Origin of the sequence: Shewanella sp. SR44-4, assembly GCF_014163715.1 — a bacterium.
In the GTDB taxonomy this organism is placed as follows: domain Bacteria; phylum Pseudomonadota; class Gammaproteobacteria; order Enterobacterales; family Shewanellaceae; genus Shewanella.
Genome location: NZ_JACJDU010000037.1, coordinates 1 through 17,464, shown reverse-complemented (window position 1 = coordinate 17,464; position 17,464 = coordinate 1). Strand labels below are relative to the sequence as shown.

The following is a 17,464-nucleotide window of genomic DNA, read 5'->3' as shown; positions in this document are numbered from 1 at the left end:
AATGCAAAATATGGTGATTTTAGGGGCTACAGGCTCAATTGGCGCTAGCACCTTAAGTGTGATGGTAAATAACCCTGCCGATTTTCATGTCTATGGATTAGTGGCCAATGCCAGTGTTCAAAAAATGCTGGCCTTGTGTATCACTCATCAGCCTGAGTATGCTCATATGGTGGATGAGAGCGCCGCCATGGAGCTTAAATCGTTATTGCCTAGTGGGTGTGCCACTCAAGTGACTACAGGTGCTGAGGCGTTAAATGCGTTAGTGACCGACCGTCGCACTGATACCGTTATGGCCGCTATTGTTGGTGCAGCGGGTTTAGTACCGACATTTGACGCTGTTAAAGCGGGTAAACGCGTGTTGTTAGCCAACAAAGAAGCATTGGTTATGTCGGGTGAGTTATTTATGCACACTGCTAGACAGTCGGGTGCGACAGTGCTACCTGTCGACAGCGAGCACAATGCCATATTTCAATGTTTACCAACCAATGTCCAAGCGCAACTCGGTTATTGTGACTTAAGTGCCAATGGCATATCACATATTTTATTAACCGGTTCAGGTGGACCGTTTTTAAACACTGATTTAGCCACTCTGAGTGCGATGACACCTGTTCAAGCTTGCAATCACCCTAATTGGTCCATGGGGCCTAAAATCTCTGTCGATTCAGCCACCATGATGAATAAAGGCTTAGAGTTTATCGAAGCTCGCTGGTTGTTTAATACGCAAGCTGAACAGCTCAAAGTAGTGATACATCCTCAAAGCGTGATTCACTCAATGGTGCAATACCGCGATGGTTCTGTTATTGCACAAATGGGCAACCCCGATATGCGTACACCGATTGCTCATTGTATGAGCTATCCGCAAAGAATTGGCGCTGGCGTTGAACCTTTAGATTTTTTCAAAGTCGGACAGTTAAGCTTTTGTGAACCTGACTTTGACCGTTTTCCATGTTTACGCTTAGCGATGCAAGCCTGTGAGCAAGGTCAGGAAGCGACCACAGTGTTGAATGCGGCCAATGAAATTGCTGTCGATTCATTTTTAAAAGGTCACATTCGTTTTACTGATATTGCTAACGTTAATTATCGCTGTTTAGACTCGGTGCAACAAACACGTTTAGACAGTATTGAAGATATAATACAGCTTGATGAGCAAGCACGTGCCACGGCAGTGTCCGTTATCAGCACACTAAATTAATTCAGGGAAATAATGATAGATTTTTTTTGGAGCTTAGGTTCTTTTATCGTCGCGTTGGGTATTTTAATTACCGCTCATGAGTATGGCCACTTTTGGGTTGCCCGTCGTTGTGGTGTTAAAGTCGAGCGTTTCTCTATCGGATTTGGCAAAGCGATTTGGCGTAAAGTGGGTAAAGATGGCACTGAATATGTCGTCGCTATGATCCCACTAGGTGGCTATGTCAAAATGCTTGATGAGCGCGTTGAAGATGTGCCGGAGCATTTACTTGACCAGGCCTTTAACCGTAAAACAGTATGGCAACGTATTGCGATTGTATCAGCCGGCCCGATAGCTAACTTTATTTTTGCAATTGTAGCGTTATATGTCATGTACCTTATTGGTACTCCGTCGATTAAGCCGGTAATAGACAGTACTAAGTTAAATAGCCCTGCCAGTGTTATTCAGTTGGTTGAACCACAACAGATTATAGCGGTATCAGGACAGCCAGTACGTACTTGGGAAGAAGTTAATTTAGCCTTAGTGGGTCATATTGGTGATGACAGTATTGAGTTATCCCTAGCACCATTACCAGCGTTGTCGGGCATGGATATGCCCGTTCGCACCGTCAAACTCGATACGCGAAATTGGGTTTTCGATCCAGAAAAAGAGTCGCCGATTACCGCGCTCGGTTTAGGGATATTTCGCCCAGGCATAGATCCAACGATTGCGGCAGTGAGTAAAGACAGTGCGGCAGAGCAAGCGGGCATTAAGATTGGCGATAAACTCGTCAACATCAATGGCACTCAATACAGCGATTGGAATGCGTTTGTTGATGTGGTACAAAGCTCTGCTAACAAAAATATTAATATGACATTGATACGTCAAGGCGAACAAATCAATGTTGATGTTGTGCCAAAAGCACAACAAAATTCTGATGGTAAAACTATCGGAATTGTCGGAATTAGCCCAACCCAAGCTCAGTGGCCTGATAATATGCGCTTTGAGCTTGAGTATGGCATAGTAGATTCTGTTATCGCTGCAGCTGATAAAACATGGCAACTCGTTGTCGTCAGCTTTAAGATGATTGGAAAATTATTTACCGGCGATGTGTCGGTGAAAAACCTTAGTGGTCCTATTTCGATTGCACAAGGCGCAGGCGCCAGTGCAAGTTACGGTTTAGTGTACTTTCTAGGGTTTATCGCGCTCATCAGCGTTAACTTAGGTATTATTAATTTAATGCCTCTGCCAGTGCTCGATGGGGGACACTTGCTGTATTACTTTATAGAAGTGATTACTGGTAAGCCTGTACCCGAAAAGGTACAGGAAATAGGATTCAGGTTTGGCGCAGCTTTGCTGCTAATGTTGATGGGCGTAGCCTTATTCAACGATTTTGCCCGACTCTGAGCAAGGACAGACTAATAATTAGAAGTGCTCTATGAGATTTAATAAAATTTTTGCCTCGATGTTATTCGTCGGCGCGTCTTTTTCAGGGAATGGTTGGGCAGAGTCTTTCCAACCTTTTGAAGTGACCGACATCCAAGTAGAAGGTTTGCAACGAGTTGCTCTCGGTGCAGCACTATTGAGTTTACCTGTGAAAGTAGGTGACACGGTAGATGAAGTTAAATTACAGCAAGCGATTAAGAGCCTTTACGGTTCAACCAATTTTGAAAACATCAGTGTCAGTCATGAAGACGGTATACTCTATGTAACGGTTAAAGAACGTCCAACTATCAGTATTATCTCGTTTGACGGTAATAAAGATATCAAAGACGAGCAGTTACAAGAAAGCCTTGACGGTTCTGGTGTTAAAGCTGGCGAATCACTTGATAGAACAATGTTGTCTGGTATTGAAAAAGGCCTGCAAGATTTCTATTACGGTGTGGGTAAATACGGTGCCAAAGTTGAAGCGCAAATCATCAACTTGCCGCGTAACCGTGTTGAGCTTAAATTTAAGTTTACCGAAGGTTTAGCGGCTGAAATCCGTCAAATCAACGTAGTAGGTAATACTGTGTTCTCAGACTCTGAGCTCATCAGTATGCTTGAGCTTAAAGACTATGTGGCATGGTGGGATTTATTTGGTGAACGTCGCTACCAAAAGCAAAAGCTACAAGCTGACTTAGAAACTATTAAAACTTATTACCATAATCAAGGCTATATTCGCTTTGAAGTGACTTCAACGCAAGTGGCGATGACACCAGACCGTAAAGGTTTGTACATCACTATTAACGTGAATGAAGGTGAAAAGTACAAGGTGAAAGAAGTTAACTTAATTGGTGACCTAATGGGTCGCGAAGAGTTAATGAGATCTATTTTGCCAATTAAAGCGGGTAACATGTACAACGGTGCCGACGTGACATTCACCGAAGAAATGTACAGCAAATACCTTGGCCGCTTTGGTTATGCTTATCCTGAAGTTAAAACCTATCCTGAAATTGATGATGAAACCAAAGAAGTGGTACTCAACATCAATGTTAAGCCGGGTAAGCGCGTGTATGTTCGCTCAATTAACTTCACTGGTAACACGGTTACCAAAGATGAGGTAATGCGCCGCGAATTACGCCAAATGGAAGGTGCGTGGTTAAATTCTGCTCAAATTGAACAGTCTAAACTACGTCTTAACCGTTTAGGTTATTTCGAAACTGTTGATGCAGAAACCATTCAAGTACCGGGCAGTGACGATTTAGTTGATGTCGCAGTGACTGTGAAAGAGCAACCGTCAGGTTCGTTCAACGCAGGTGTCGGTTATGGTACTGAATCAGGTGTGAGTTTGCAGTTTGGCGTTGAGCAAAATAACTTCCTTGGTACTGGTAACCAAGCTGGTTTTAGCGTCAACACTAACAAATATTCTAAAAGTGCCAACTTGTCTTATACCGACCCATACTTTACTAAGGATGGTGTCAGTTTAGGTGGTAGCGTTTACTGGAATGAGTTTGATGCCAACGAGGCTAACCTTGAGCGCTATAAGAATAAATCTTATGGTGTAGCGTTAAACTCTGGATTCCCGATTAACGAATCTAACCGTTTGAACGGTGGTATTGGTTATCGTCATAATACTATTTCAGAAATCTCTGCTTATGAACAAGCGTTGCGTTTCTATAATGTGTATCGTGAAACGGATGATCCTAATTCAGACTTAAGTTTTGATAACTTTGAATTGAATGCCGGTTGGTACCGCAGCACACTTAACCGTGGTACGTTCCCGACAGATGGTTCGTCGCAACGTTTAAGCGGTAAAATGACCGTGCCAGGTTCTGACTTACAGTACTTTAAAACGGATTTCGATACCAACTTCTACTTCCCTCTGACACCTCAGCATGGGTTTGTATTATTGGCTCGCGCCCGTTTAGGTTATTCAAACGGTTATGGTCAGTTTAACGACAACGATCAAATCTTACCGTTCTGGGAAAACTATTATTCTGGTGGTAGTAGTTCGTTACGTGGCTTTAAGTCTAACTCAGTAGGCCCACGTTCGTTCTATTTATACCGTGGTAGTGAGCAATGTGCGCCTGATGTTTCTGGTGATGGTTGTAGTTTGCCTGGTGACCCAAATACCATTCAGGTGAGTTCTGGCCGTTCAATTGGTGGTAACGCCATTGCAACAGCAAGCTTTGAAATGATTGTTCCGACACCATTCCTTGATGAAGCTTACACTAACTCAGTGCGAACCAGTTTCTTCGTTGATGCGGGTAACGTATGGGATACTGAGTTTGATTATGACTCATATCGGACTTTACCAGCGGATCAGTTCTCTAAGTTAGAAGACTATAGCGATCCAGAACGCTTACGTGCCTCATGGGGTATGAGCGTGCAGTGGTTATCGCCAATGGGACCTATGGTATTCAGTTTAGCTTGGCCACTGAAAGAATATGAAGATGACGAGACAGAGATTTTCTCATTCAATATTGGCAAAACGTTCTAAAACAAATACACTCGGCAGGTTTTGCTGATAACAACAAGTTTAACAAGGAGTCTACTTTGAAAAAGATGGTAAATCGCGCATTAATTACATTGGCATTGTTTGCTACCCCTATGCTAGCCCAAGCGGAAAAACTCGCTGTGGTTGATATGGGTGAAGTGTTCGAGCAGTTGCCACAGCGCGAACAAATTTCTAAATCATTAAAAGCTGAGTTTGGTGACCGTGTTGCTGAAGTCCAAAAAATGCAAGAAGAAATGCGTTCTTTGGTTGAGAAACAACAACGTGACGGCGCCTTAATGAGCGATTCACAAAAGACTGAATTAGTACGTAAAATGGAATCATTAAAGTCTGAATTCCAGTTGAAAGGCAAAGCATTAGATGAAGACATGCGTCGTCGTCAAGGTGAAGAGCAAAACAAACTATTAGTTCAAGTTCAAAAAGCGATTAATACCATCGCTGGTAAAGAAAAATACGACATGGTGCTACAACGTGGCGCAGTTATTTTTGTTAAGCCAGAAGCTGACATCAGCAGCAAAGTGGTAGAAGCCTTAAGCAAAGGCAAATAATAAGTATGCAAAAAGTGACTTTAAAAGAGCTTAGCCAACTATTAGGGGCAACGATTAAAGGCGACGCCACGCTGGAAATAACCAGTGTCGCTACCCTTGAAAGTGCAACTAAAGGCCAACTCTCTTTTTTAGCCAATAGTAAGTACCGTGCTCAGCTTGAGGCAACTCAAGCTAGTGCGGTATTGCTGAGCGAAAAAGAAGCAAGTGGTTATCATGGTAACGCCCTGATTGTTAGCGATCCTTACGTAGGGTTTGCTCGAGTAGCGCAATTACTTGATACCACCCCAAAAGAAACGCCTGGTATTCATCCTTCGGCTCAAATAGATGCATCAGCCATTTTAGGTGACGGTGTGGCTATTGGTGCAAATGCAGTGATAGGTGCCAATGTTATTTTGGGTGAAAATGTTCAGATTGGTCCAGGTTGTGTGGTGGGTGAAACCAGTATTATTGGTTCAAACACGCGTCTTTGGGCGAACGTGAGCATTTATCATAATGTCCATATTGGCCATCATTGCATCGTCCATTCAGGGACTGTTATTGGCTCTGATGGTTTTGGTTATGCCAATGAGCGCGGTAACTGGATTAAAATTCCACAAACCGGCGGCGTTCGGATTGGCAATCATGTCGAAATTGGCGCATGTACTTCCATTGACCGTGGTGCGTTGTCGCATACCGAGATCCACGATGGTGTGATTATCGACAACCAAGTTCAAATTGCTCATAATGTCATTATTGGCCAAAATACTGCAATGGCTGGCGGCTCTATTATTGCCGGCAGTTCTACCATTGGTAAATATTGTATTCTCGGTGGCGGTAGTGCTGTTGCTGGACACCTGAGTGTCGCTGATGGTGTACACATATCAGGCGGAACAAACGTGACCAGCATTATCCGTGAAAAAGGTGTGTATTCGTCTGCTACCATCGCAATGGAAAATAAATTATGGCGTCGAAACACTGTTCGTTTCCGTCAATTAGATGAATTATTTAGCCGAGTGAAAACCCTCGAGAAAAGTGCTAAGGGCACAGAATAATTGTAATTCTGCCTTATTTAAGGAATGTAGTGTGTCAAACCAATTAAACACCATGGATATTAAAGAGATACTTAAATATCTACCTCATAGATATCCATTTTTGTTGATCGATCGTGTATTGGACTTTACTGTAGGTGAGCACTTACATGCGATTAAAAATGTCACCATTAATGAGCCTTTTTTTCAGGGACATTTTCCTATACAGCCTGTTATGCCTGGCGTGCTCATTTTAGAAGCCATGGCACAAGCAACGGGTTTACTTGCATTTAAAACCATGAGTACAGAGCCGTCTCCAGAGGTACTGTATTATTTTGCTGGTATTGATAAAGCGCGTTTCAAACGTGTTGTTGAGCCAGGCGACCAAATACATTTTCACGTTAAAATGATTAAAGAGCGTCGCGGTATTGGTGTGTTTGTTGGTGAAGCCTTGGTTGATGGTGAACTGGTTTGTTCTGCTGAAATCATGTGTGCACGTAGAGAGATTAAGAAGTGATAGATAAATTAGCGTTTGTTCACCCAACAGCCAAAATTGGTAATAACGTCACTATTGGTCCTTGGACCTACATTGGTGAAAACGTTGAAATCGGCGACGACACATGGATAAGTTCTCATGTTGTGGTTAAAGGTCCAACGGTTATCGGTAAAGGTAATCGTATTTTTCAATTCTCTTCAGTTGGTGAAGAGTGTCAAGATAAAAAGTACGCAGGCGAACAAACTCGCTTAATTATCGGCGACAATAACATCATTCGTGAGTCGGTTACCATTCACCGTGGTACGACCCAAGATAAAGGTGAAACTCGCATCGGTTCTAACTGTCTGTTTATGGCGTATGTTCATATTGCCCACGACTGTTTTGTCGGTGATAACGTTATTATGGCCAATAATGCTTCAATTGCGGGTCATGTACATGTTGGCGATTGGGTTATTTTGGGCGGCATGACTGGTGTGCATCAGTTTGTACACATTGGCGCGCATGCCTTTACCGCGGGTGCTTCACTTATTTTGCAAGATGTTCCCCCATTTGTGATGGCTGCTGGTTCTCCTGCAGTACCGCGTGGATTAAACTTAGAAGGCTTAAAACGCCGTGGTTTTACCAAAGAAAACCAACGAGCAATCTTGAGTGCGTATAAAGCGGTTTTCCGTAAGAGTTTAACCATTGAAGAAGCTAACGCTGAATTAATCGAGGCCGCTGAAAAAGACATCAATGTGAAAGCATTTATGGAATTTATCAACCACTCTGCTCGTGGCATTATTCGATAGACGGAAACGATGACCAACTCTCCTTCAAAAGTATTCGCCATTGTCGCCGGAGAAATCTCCGGCGATATTTTAGGTGCCGGTTTAGTTAATTCACTCAAAAAACGCTACCCTGATGCACGCTTTATTGGCATTGGTGGCCCTCGAATGCAAGCTCTAGGGTTTGAGAGTTTATTCCCAATGGAAGAACTGTCGATCATGGGCTTAGTCGAAGTGTTATCACATTTACCTCGACTGCTTCATATTCGTTCAAGTCTCGTGAAACAAATTACTGAATTAGCGCCAGACTGTTTTATTGGTATTGATGCGCCCGATTTTAATATTGGCGTAGAGCTTAAATTAAAAGCCAAAGGGATTAAAACAGTCCATTATGTCAGCCCGTCAGTATGGGCTTGGCGTCCAAAACGTATATTTAAAATTGCTAAAGCCACTAATATGGTGTTGTCGTTATTGCCGTTTGAGAAAGCGTTTTACGACCAACATCAAGTACCTTGTACCTTTGTGGGGCACACACTTGCGGACGATATTCCGATGCACAGTGATAAGCTGGCTGCTCGGCAGTTATTAGGATTAGATCCTAATGCTGAATACTTGGCAGTATTGCCAGGGTCCAGAGGCGGAGAGCTAAAGCAATTAGCTGAACCATTTATCAAAGCTGCTCAGTTAGTTAAGCAAACCTTTCCAGACATCAAATTTGTCACCCCAGTGGTTAATGATGCTCGTCGACAACAATTTCTTGCTGCACTGGAGGAGTTTGCTCCCGATCTAGAAGTCACTATTGTTGAAGGTCAATCTCGCGAAGTCATGGCTGCTGCAGATTGTATTTTATTGGCTTCTGGCACCGCGACATTAGAGGCCATGCTGGTTAAACGTCCTATGGTTGTGTCGTATCGGGTTAGCCCAATTACATATGCCATCGCGATTAAAATGATGAAAATCAAAAATTATTCGTTGCCTAATTTACTCGCAAACGACACCATCGTGCCAGAACTGATGCAAGCCAATTGCCAACCACAGTTAATTGCCGATGCGATAATCAACCAGCTTAATCAAGATTTTGCACCGCTAAATACCCGCTTTGAAGAATTACATCAATTGCTAAAGTGTAATGCCAGCGAGCGAGCTGCAGATGCTGTAGTAGCATTATTACCAGCGCCGTAACCTGACTAGGATAAGCTAATATGTCGACATTATCGGTTGTGATAAAAGATATTACCCCTGAACAAGTAGCCATTATTTCACAAGGGCTTGTTGCTGGTGTTGACGAAGTCGGACGTGGTCCATTGGTTGGCGATGTGGTCACTGCTGCGGTGATATTAGACCCAAATAAACCGATTGTTGGCCTTAATGATTCTAAGAAGCTTAGCGAAAAACGTCGTAATTCCTTATATCAACAGATAATGGATAATGCGCTAAGTGTCAGTATTGGCCGTGCCAGCCCTGCTGAAATCGATGAGCTGAATATTTTGCATGCCACCATGTTGGCCATGCAGCGCGCAGTAGCCGGGTTATCCATTTTACCTGAACGAGTGCTGGTAGATGGTAATCGGGTACCGGATTTTGGTATTGCCAGTCATGCGATAATTAAAGGCGACGGCTTAGTGGCTGCTATTAGTGCGGCATCCATTATTGCCAAAGTCACTCGTGATGCCGAGATGGACGCGTTAGACAATCTGCACCCGCAGTATGGCTTTGCTAAGCATAAAGGGTACCCAACCAAAGCGCACTTTGAAGCGCTAGCCTTGTATGGTGTGTTGCCTGAGCATCGTAGAAGTTTTAAACCTGTTGCGGAGCGTATATTGCTTCAGGATACATTTTGATAATAGCCAAATTAAGCGAGTTTATCGTTGGATAACATCGCGTAGTTTGGTAGTCTAAATCCCGCATTTTCGTGTTGTTTCATTCATCTTTTTCGAAGAAAAAATATTCTATGTCCGATCCTCGTTTTGTTCATTTGCGCGTCCACAGTGATTATTCAATGTCAGATGGCGTTGCTAAAGTTAAACCTATTATTGCTGCTGCTGAAAATCAGGGGATGGCAGCAATAGCGTTAACTGATCAAAACAACTTTTGTGGTTTGGTTAAGTTTTATGGTGCTTGTAATGGTGCGGGGATCAAACCGATCATTGGCGCCGATTTTTGGGTGCAAACCCCTGGATTTGAAAAAGAATTCTGTGCCTTAACCATTATCGCGATGAACAATGAAGGTTATCAAAACCTGACCCAACTGATCAGTGAAGCCTATCTTCGCGGTCATGTTGATAACCGTGTGGTGATCGACCAAGATTGGTTAGTCAAATATAACAGCGGCTTGATCATTATCTCGGGTGCCAAAGATGGCGATGTCGGTAAGGCATTATTAAAAGGTAATCAAAACCAAGTAGAGTCGCTGATTGCCTTTTATCAACAACACTTTGAAGATCGCTATTACCTCGAGCTTATCCGCACTGGTCGTGCCCATGAAGAACGCTATTTACACATGGCGGTTGAGCTAGCATCAACCAAAGGTTTACCTGTAGTTGCCACTAACCAAGTGGTGTTTTTAAAACAAGATGACTTTGAAGCACATGAAATCCGGGTGGCAATTCATGATGGTTTTACCTTAGTCGATCCGCGTCGCCCTAAAACATACAGCGATCAACAATACCTGCGCACCGAAGATGAAATGATTGCATTATTTGCCGATATTCCGTCAGCAATTCAAAACAGCGTTGAAATTGCGAAACGTTGTAATGTCACCATTCGCCTAAATGAATACTTTTTGCCTAATTTCCCTACTGGCGACTTATCCATTGAAGATTTCTTGGTTAACGTGTCCGTTAAAGGCTTAGAAGAACGTCTCGAATTTTTATTTCCAGATCCACAAGTTCGCGTTGAAAAACGTGTCGAATATGACGAACGTCTCGAGATTGAATTAAAGGTCATTAACCAGATGGGTTTCCCTGGTTACTTCCTTATCGTGATGGAGTTTATTCAGTGGGGCAAAGACAACGGCATTCCAGTTGGTCCCGGCCGTGGTTCTGGTGCGGGTTCATTAGTCGCATACGCGCTTAAAATTACCGACTTAGATCCACTAGAATACGATTTACTGTTCGAACGTTTCTTGAACCCTGAACGTGTATCCATGCCCGATTTCGACGTCGACTTTTGTATGGACCGACGCGACGAAGTCATTGATCACGTTGCCGAGTTATACGGCCGAGAAGCGGTATCACAGATTATTACCTTTGGTACTATGGCGGCCAAAGCCGTTGTGCGCGACGTAGGCCGCGTATTAGGTCATCCTTACGGCTTTGTTGAACGGTTAACTAAATTAATCCCCGCAGAACCAGGGATGACATTGGCGAAAGCCTTTGAAGTTGAACCCGCGCTTCCTGAAGCCTATGACGGCGATGAAGACGTTAAAGAGCTTATCGATATGTGTCGCCGCTTAGAAGGCGTAACACGTAACGCGGGTAAGCATGCCGGTGGTGTGGTTATCGCACCGACTCGAATTACCGATTTTGCACCGCTATATTGCGATGCCGAAGGCTTAAACCCAGTAACACAATTTGATAAAAATGACGTTGAAACTGCTGGTCTGGTTAAGTTCGATTTCTTGGGCTTACGTACCTTAACCATTATTGATTGGGCATTGCAGATGATTAATCCGCGCCTGATTAAAGAAGGTAAAGACCCCGTTAGTATCGAAGCCATTCCGCTTGCCGATCCTGCCTGTTTTAGATTACTGCAACGCTACGAAACAACCGCGGTATTCCAGCTGGAATCTCGCGGTATGAAAGACCTGATTAAACGTCTGCAGCCCGACTGTTTTGAAGACATGATTGCACTAGTAGCACTTTTCCGCCCAGGTCCTTTGCAATCAGGCATGGTTGACAACTTTATTGAACGTAAGCACGGCCGTGAAGAAGTGTCCTACCCAGATGCGGAATATCAGCATGAGTCACTAAGAGAGTTATTGTCACCGACCTACGGCATCATTTTGTACCAAGAGCAGGTGATGCAGATTGCTCAGGTATTGTCGGGTTACACCCTAGGCGGCGCGGATATGCTCCGTCGTGCAATGGGTAAGAAAAAACCTGAAGAAATGGCCAAGCAGCGCGGCACGTTTAAAGAAGGGGCGATTAATAACGGCGTCGACGGCGACTTGTCGATGAAAATCTTCGACTTAGTGGAAAAGTTCGCCGGTTACGGTTTTAACAAATCGCATTCTGCCGCTTATGCACTGGTGTCGTATCAAACCTTATGGCTAAAAACCCATTTCCCATCGCAGTTTATGGCCGCGGTAATGTCTGCCGACATGGACAACACCGACAAAATCGTCACCTTGGTTGACGAATGTGAACGCATGGGCTTGCCGCTAATTCCGCCCGATGTCAACAAAGGCTTATTCAAGTTTACGGTCGATGACGACCTTAATATTGTTTATGGTATCGGCGCGATTAAAGGCGTCGGTGAAGGCCCGGTAGATTCTATTTTAACAGCCCGTAAAAATGGACCGTTTACCGACCTGTTCGATTTTTGTGCTCGAATTGATTTAAAAAAACTCAATAAGCGAGTAATTGAAAAGCTTATCCTTGCAGGCGCCTTAGACACATTAGGCCCGCATCGAGCATCAATGATGGCGACCTTGCCTCAAGCGATTAGTGCTGCGGCGCAACATGCTAAAGCAGAAGCGACTGGCCAAAATGACATGTTTGGTTTACTCAATAGTGAACCTGAAGACAGTAAGCAAAACTTTGTCCATTGTACTCCGTGGCCAGACAAAATTTGGTTGGAAGGTGAGCGCGAAACATTAGGACTTTACCTTACTGGTCACCCGATTAATCAGTATTTAAAAGAACTTAAGCAATACACTAATGGCCGCTTAAAAGACATTCACCCAACCGAGCGCGGTAAAACCGTTAAAGCAGCTGGTCTAGTGGTGGCAACACGGGTGATGATCACTAAGCGTGGCTCTAAAATGGGCTTAGTCACATTAGATGATAAAAGTGCCCGTTTAGAAGTCATGCTATTTACCGAACCGTTTGAAAAGTTTGGCCACATGCTTGAAAAAGATCGCATTCTTATTTGTGAAGGTGATGTCAGCTTTGATGATTTCTCTGGCGGCAATCGCATGAACGCCCGTAATATCATTGAAATTGGCGAAGCGCGCAGTCACTTTGCCAAAGCGGTTGAAATCAATGTTCATGGCGATGATGTCACGCCAGAGTGGTTACAAACCTTTGAGCAAACATTAACACCGTGGCGTAAGGGCGCTGTGCCTGTGGTGATTAACTACACCAAACAACAAGCCAGCGGCAAAATCGTGTTAGGTGAAGAGTGGCGAGTTAATCCTAGTGATGAGTTAATGTTAGCCCTCGAAAGCATGCTTGGTTCAACTAACGTCAAAATTGTGTTTAATTAGGCGCGCATCATGATTGAAAAGTCTTTGTTATCAGAGCAAATAAGTGCACCACAACTGCTAAGTTTGCTCGAACAAGCGATATTACCCCTTTATCAAATGAATGTAGTTAAAGGTGAATCATCGCCTAAGTTAGTACTGGCTTACAGTGGCGGCGTTGACTCAGAAGTGCTCGCATGTGGATTAAGTGCCTTGGCACACAAGCATCCGCATATTGCTTGCCTGCTTATTCATGTTCATCATGGGCTTAGTGCCAATGCTAACACTTGGGTACAGCACTGTATCACTCGAGCTAATCATTATCAGCTTCCAGTGCAGATTGAACGAGTTAAGGTTGAAAAGGGCCCTCGACAGAGTTTAGAGGCGCAAGCCCGCGATGCTCGTTACCAAGCATTTGACCGTTATCTTAATCCCGGTGACATTTTACTGACCGCCCATCATCAAGATGATCAACTTGAAACCTTATTACTCGCATTAAAACGTGGTCAAGGCCCAAAAGGGTTGGCGGCAATGGGGGCGGTACAAGCTTACAAACAAGCTTGGCTAGTTAGACCGTTATTGGATATCAGCCGCGATCAAATAGAGCAATTTGCGGCGCAAAAACAACTATCCCATATTGAAGATGAAAGTAACCAAGACGACAGCTTTGATAGAAATTTTTTACGCCTGGATATCATTCCAAGATTAAAACAGCGTTGGCCAAGTATTGCGACCACCGCAGGGCGTAGCGCCGCATTATGTGCCGAGCAGCAACAGGTTATTGACGACGAAGTGAGTCATCGCTTACCCGAGTGGTTAATAGTGCCAAGTGATACAAATGCATTAATGACCGAATCAACCGGGTTTAAACTCACCGGGTTTGGTCAATTGAGTGCCGCTTGGCAAGCATTACTGTTTCGCGGTTATTTAATTCATTGTGGCGTTAGTTTACCTTCGCAAGCACAATTACAGCAGATCCTGTCACAACTGTTAGCGGCTAAAGACGACGCGAATATGTCGATTCAGTGGGGCGATTATCAGGTTAAACGCTTTGCTGGTATCGCTTATGCTGTTAGCCATAAAGAGCTCGACCTTATTGATGCAAGTGCAGTGCAACAACCATTTGAGCAACTGCTTAAAGGCGAGTTGCAACAGGTAGTGTGCCGAGTTGGGCACAAGCAATGCCAGCTGGGCCTGCAAATTGCTGCGGACAATACGCCGCTACTTGCTTTACCCAATAATACCGTTGTGAGCATACGCTTTGGCGCGGCAGGTTCAATTAAATGTCAGCCACAATTTGCCACATCACAACGGCAAAAACCGCGCGAATTAAAGAAACTGTGGCAAGAATGTAATATCCCGCCATGGCGTAGACCACAAATCCCGTTAGTTTTTTATGGTGACACTTTAGTGGCCGCCGTTGGTTTATGGGTCGACAAACGCTATTTAGCGCAAACGGGTGATCAAGGGATTTGTATACCGCTTTTTGACGCACGATGAAAAGCGGTAACCGTCGGTCAAGACGATAACAAGCGGTAACAACAAGCAAAAGCGGTAACTGTCGGTCAAGACGATAACAAGCGGTAACAACAAGCAAAAGCGGTAACCGTCGGTCAAGATGATAACAAGCGGTAACGACAAGCAAAAGCGGTAACAGTCTGCCAAGATGATAACAAGCGATAACAACGGATAACGCGCTAGGTGCTAGGCCGCTTCGCGACTAGATGCGATAAAAGCGGTAGTACTGCTGATGGCTTCAGACTATATTATTGAATTCGGCCTTTATTGCCGCGAAGCGTTCTAGCAGGACGAAGTCCGCTCTCGTCCCTAGCATCTGTTACAATAAATTTTCTTAATACTCAACAGAGGATGTTGTCTGTGAATACCTTTCGTTTATTAGCCGTGTTTGGTGTGTTGCTTCTGCCAAGCGTAAACGCTACGCCATTTCAATTTGATCAAAAAACCTATCGTCAAGATGTGCAAACCTTAGCAAGTGATGAATTTGAAGGCCGTGGGCCGTTATCTCATGGTGAAAAACTGACGGTTGAGTATTTAGAAAACGCCTACAAAGCAATGGGACTCGCTCCTGGTTTTGGTGACAGTTATCGTCAAGCTGTGCCAATGGCTAAAATTACTGCCGATCAAACAATGCAGTTGAGAATGGGTGATGTAGTGTTCAACAACGGCACTGATTTCACTGCCCGTACTGAACAAGTTCAGTCTCAAGTGAGTGTAGATAACAGTGATGTGGTGTTTGTTGGCTATGGTATTAATGCGCCAGAATATCAATGGAATGACTACGCTAACATTGATGTTAAAGGCAAAACCGTGATTATGCTGGTCAATGACCCAGGCTTTGCGACTCAAGATCCTGCCATCTTTAAAGGCAATGCCATGACCTATTATGGCCGCTGGACTTATAAGTATGAAGAAGCAGCAAGGCAGGGCGCCAAAGCGGTGTTTATTGTCCACGAAACTGCACCAGCAGCCTACGGCTGGAACGTCGTTGAAAACAGCAACACTAATACTAAATACACCTTAGTTGATGATCAAAATAATCAATCACACATTGGCGTCATGGGTTGGATCCAGCACCAAACCGCGCAAAAAGTGTTTCAAGCAGCAGGCTTAGACTTTGATAAAGTCAAACTCACCGCAGCAAAAGCGGGTTTTAAGTCTATACCACTTAAACTCAAAGCCAATTTAGCAGTAAAAAATACCATTGAATTAGCCACCTCATATAACGTAGCAGGGCTGATACCAGGTACCAGCCAAGCCGACGAATGGTTAGTCATGCATGCCCATTGGGATCATTTAGGTAAAACAGTGCAAGACGGTAAAACGGTAATTTTAAACGGCGCTGTCGACAATGCCTCTGGCGTGGCAGGTGTGTTACAACTTGCTCGTCATTTTAAAGCGCAAAACAAAGCACCTAAACGCTCTATTCTGTTTACTGCATTTACCGCCGAAGAAACCGGCCTTATTGGCGCGCAATACTTTGCTGCCAATCCTCCGGTACCGACTAAACAACTGGTATCGTTTTTAAATATAGATGGCATGAATGTAGGCAAAGGTGTTAATTACATCCTGCGTTATGGCCAAGGCGTATCAGAACTTGAAACCTATTTAGATGATGCCGCCAAAGCACAAGGCCGCACCGTAAAGGCTGATCCTCGTCCACAAAATGGCTTAATGTTCCGTTCAGACCATTTTGCCTTAGCCCAACAAGGCGTCCCCGGTTTGATGTTCATGAGCTTAGGCGACACTGATCCAGACTACATTGCCCATAAGTATCATCAAGGCGCAGACGATTACGATGCCAGCTGGAATTTAGGCGGGGTAGAGCAAGACCTCGCTTTAATCAGCGACATCATTGAAAAGCTTGCCAACAACAACGACTGGCCAAAATGGATCGAAGATTCAGACTTTAAAAAGCGCAGAGCACAAGACGGTAAATAACCGTAGTGTATTTTTATTTGAAATGGCCTACGGCCACTAAGGTCGTAGGCGCTTCGCCCACACCAGACTATTTCAAACTTCGTTTGAAGTAAGATCGCAAGGTTCCACCCTGCACTGGCCAAGAGGGGATCAACAGCAATCCCCTCTTGGATCACCCCTGCCGTTCCGGCAACATTTTCAAACAGCGAAAAGGTCGCGACGGAAATTGATCCAGCTTTTAACTTCGTCTTAGTGTTCTTCGGCCTTATTCGAAAATGCTAACGCTTCCGATGGTACATCCTGTACCGCGAAAGCTAGCCTGACGTCCTGTCAGGCTCACGCTATTTTCTGCAACGTCCTCAAGTTCAGAGTTGAATCACACCAATTGCAAGTAAGGATAAATATGAAAATCCAGCACTATTGGCTATTTAAACATGGCTAATGGATTAATGTTCAGCATTAAAGATGGTTGAAGACACAAGCAGGGTTATATGAGGAAATAAGTGCGGTGCTATTAGTACAAGTAGCCAAGACATTCTAAACAGACTCAATATTTCTGCTGACAACTGGCTAAAAATGGTAATCTCCCCATTTTTAGCTGAGGTCAAAAGTAGAGACTTAGGCCACTAGTGCCAGTTTTTGCTTTGGTGGGACACCACCAATTGCTGTATTGGGTCTTTCATTGTTATAAAACCATAGCCA

12 protein-coding genes are annotated in these 17,464 nt (G+C 44.1%); all 12 read left to right on the top strand.

Annotated elements, in window-relative coordinates:
- Window position 1 precedes the first annotated feature (1 nt).
- The 12 genes from ispC to H5125_RS15705 all read left to right on the top strand — a co-directional run bounded on the left by ispC (window position 2) and on the right by H5125_RS15705 (window position 16,783).
- Window positions 2–1,192, top strand: coding sequence for a 1-deoxy-D-xylulose-5-phosphate reductoisomerase (gene ispC, locus H5125_RS15760; protein ID WP_182744734.1), 1,191 nt, complete (start codon window positions 2–4; stop codon window positions 1,190–1,192).
- 12 nt (window positions 1,193–1,204) lie between these two features.
- Window positions 1,205–2,575, top strand: a complete 1,371-nt coding sequence (gene rseP, locus H5125_RS15755; RefSeq protein ID WP_101086634.1) for a sigma E protease regulator RseP — start codon at window positions 1,205–1,207, stop codon at window positions 2,573–2,575.
- 31 nt (window positions 2,576–2,606) lie between these two features.
- A complete protein-coding gene (bamA, locus tag H5125_RS15750; RefSeq protein WP_101086635.1) occupies window positions 2,607–5,090 on the top strand; it encodes an outer membrane protein assembly factor BamA in 2,484 nt (827 codons plus the stop codon).
- A gap of 65 nt (window positions 5,091–5,155) precedes the next feature.
- Complete coding sequence (locus H5125_RS15745; protein WP_011636753.1) at window positions 5,156–5,653, top strand: OmpH family outer membrane protein; 498 nt, start codon at window positions 5,156–5,158, stop codon at window positions 5,651–5,653.
- 5 nt (window positions 5,654–5,658) lie between these two features.
- A complete protein-coding gene (gene lpxD / locus H5125_RS15740; protein ID WP_182744725.1) occupies window positions 5,659–6,684 on the top strand; it encodes a UDP-3-O-(3-hydroxymyristoyl)glucosamine N-acyltransferase in 1,026 nt (341 codons plus the stop codon).
- 31 nt (window positions 6,685–6,715) lie between these two features.
- Entirely contained in the window at window positions 6,716–7,177 is a 462-nt protein-coding gene (gene fabZ, locus H5125_RS15735; RefSeq protein ID WP_011636755.1) for a 3-hydroxyacyl-ACP dehydratase FabZ, read from the top strand.
- Window positions 7,174–7,944 (top strand): acyl-ACP--UDP-N-acetylglucosamine O-acyltransferase, encoded by a 771-nt coding sequence (lpxA, locus tag H5125_RS15730; protein ID WP_101086637.1) that lies wholly within the window; start codon window positions 7,174–7,176, stop codon window positions 7,942–7,944. The genes fabZ and lpxA overlap by 4 nt, the downstream gene beginning before the upstream one ends.
- A 9-nt stretch (window positions 7,945–7,953) precedes the next feature.
- Window positions 7,954–9,102: a lipid-A-disaccharide synthase gene (gene lpxB / locus H5125_RS15725; protein WP_101086638.1), complete on the top strand. Its 1,149-nt coding sequence runs from the start codon at window positions 7,954–7,956 to the stop codon at window positions 9,100–9,102.
- Between the two features lie 20 nt (window positions 9,103–9,122).
- Window positions 9,123–9,761 (top strand): ribonuclease HII, encoded by a 639-nt coding sequence (rnhB, locus tag H5125_RS15720; protein WP_162023505.1) that lies wholly within the window; start codon window positions 9,123–9,125, stop codon window positions 9,759–9,761.
- A 110-nt stretch (window positions 9,762–9,871) separates the two neighbouring features.
- Window positions 9,872–13,348, top strand: coding sequence for a DNA polymerase III subunit alpha (dnaE, locus tag H5125_RS15715; RefSeq protein ID WP_182744724.1), 3,477 nt, complete (start codon window positions 9,872–9,874; stop codon window positions 13,346–13,348).
- 9 nt (window positions 13,349–13,357) lie between these two features.
- A complete protein-coding gene (gene tilS / locus H5125_RS15710; RefSeq protein ID WP_182744723.1) occupies window positions 13,358–14,824 on the top strand; it encodes a tRNA lysidine(34) synthetase TilS in 1,467 nt (488 codons plus the stop codon).
- A gap of 369 nt (window positions 14,825–15,193) precedes the next feature.
- The gene (locus H5125_RS15705; protein WP_182744722.1) at window positions 15,194–16,783 is read left to right on the top strand and encodes a M28 family metallopeptidase; all 1,590 of its coding nucleotides are present in this window, start codon (window positions 15,194–15,196) and stop codon (window positions 16,781–16,783) included.
- Window positions 16,784–17,464: the final 681 nt, after the last annotated feature.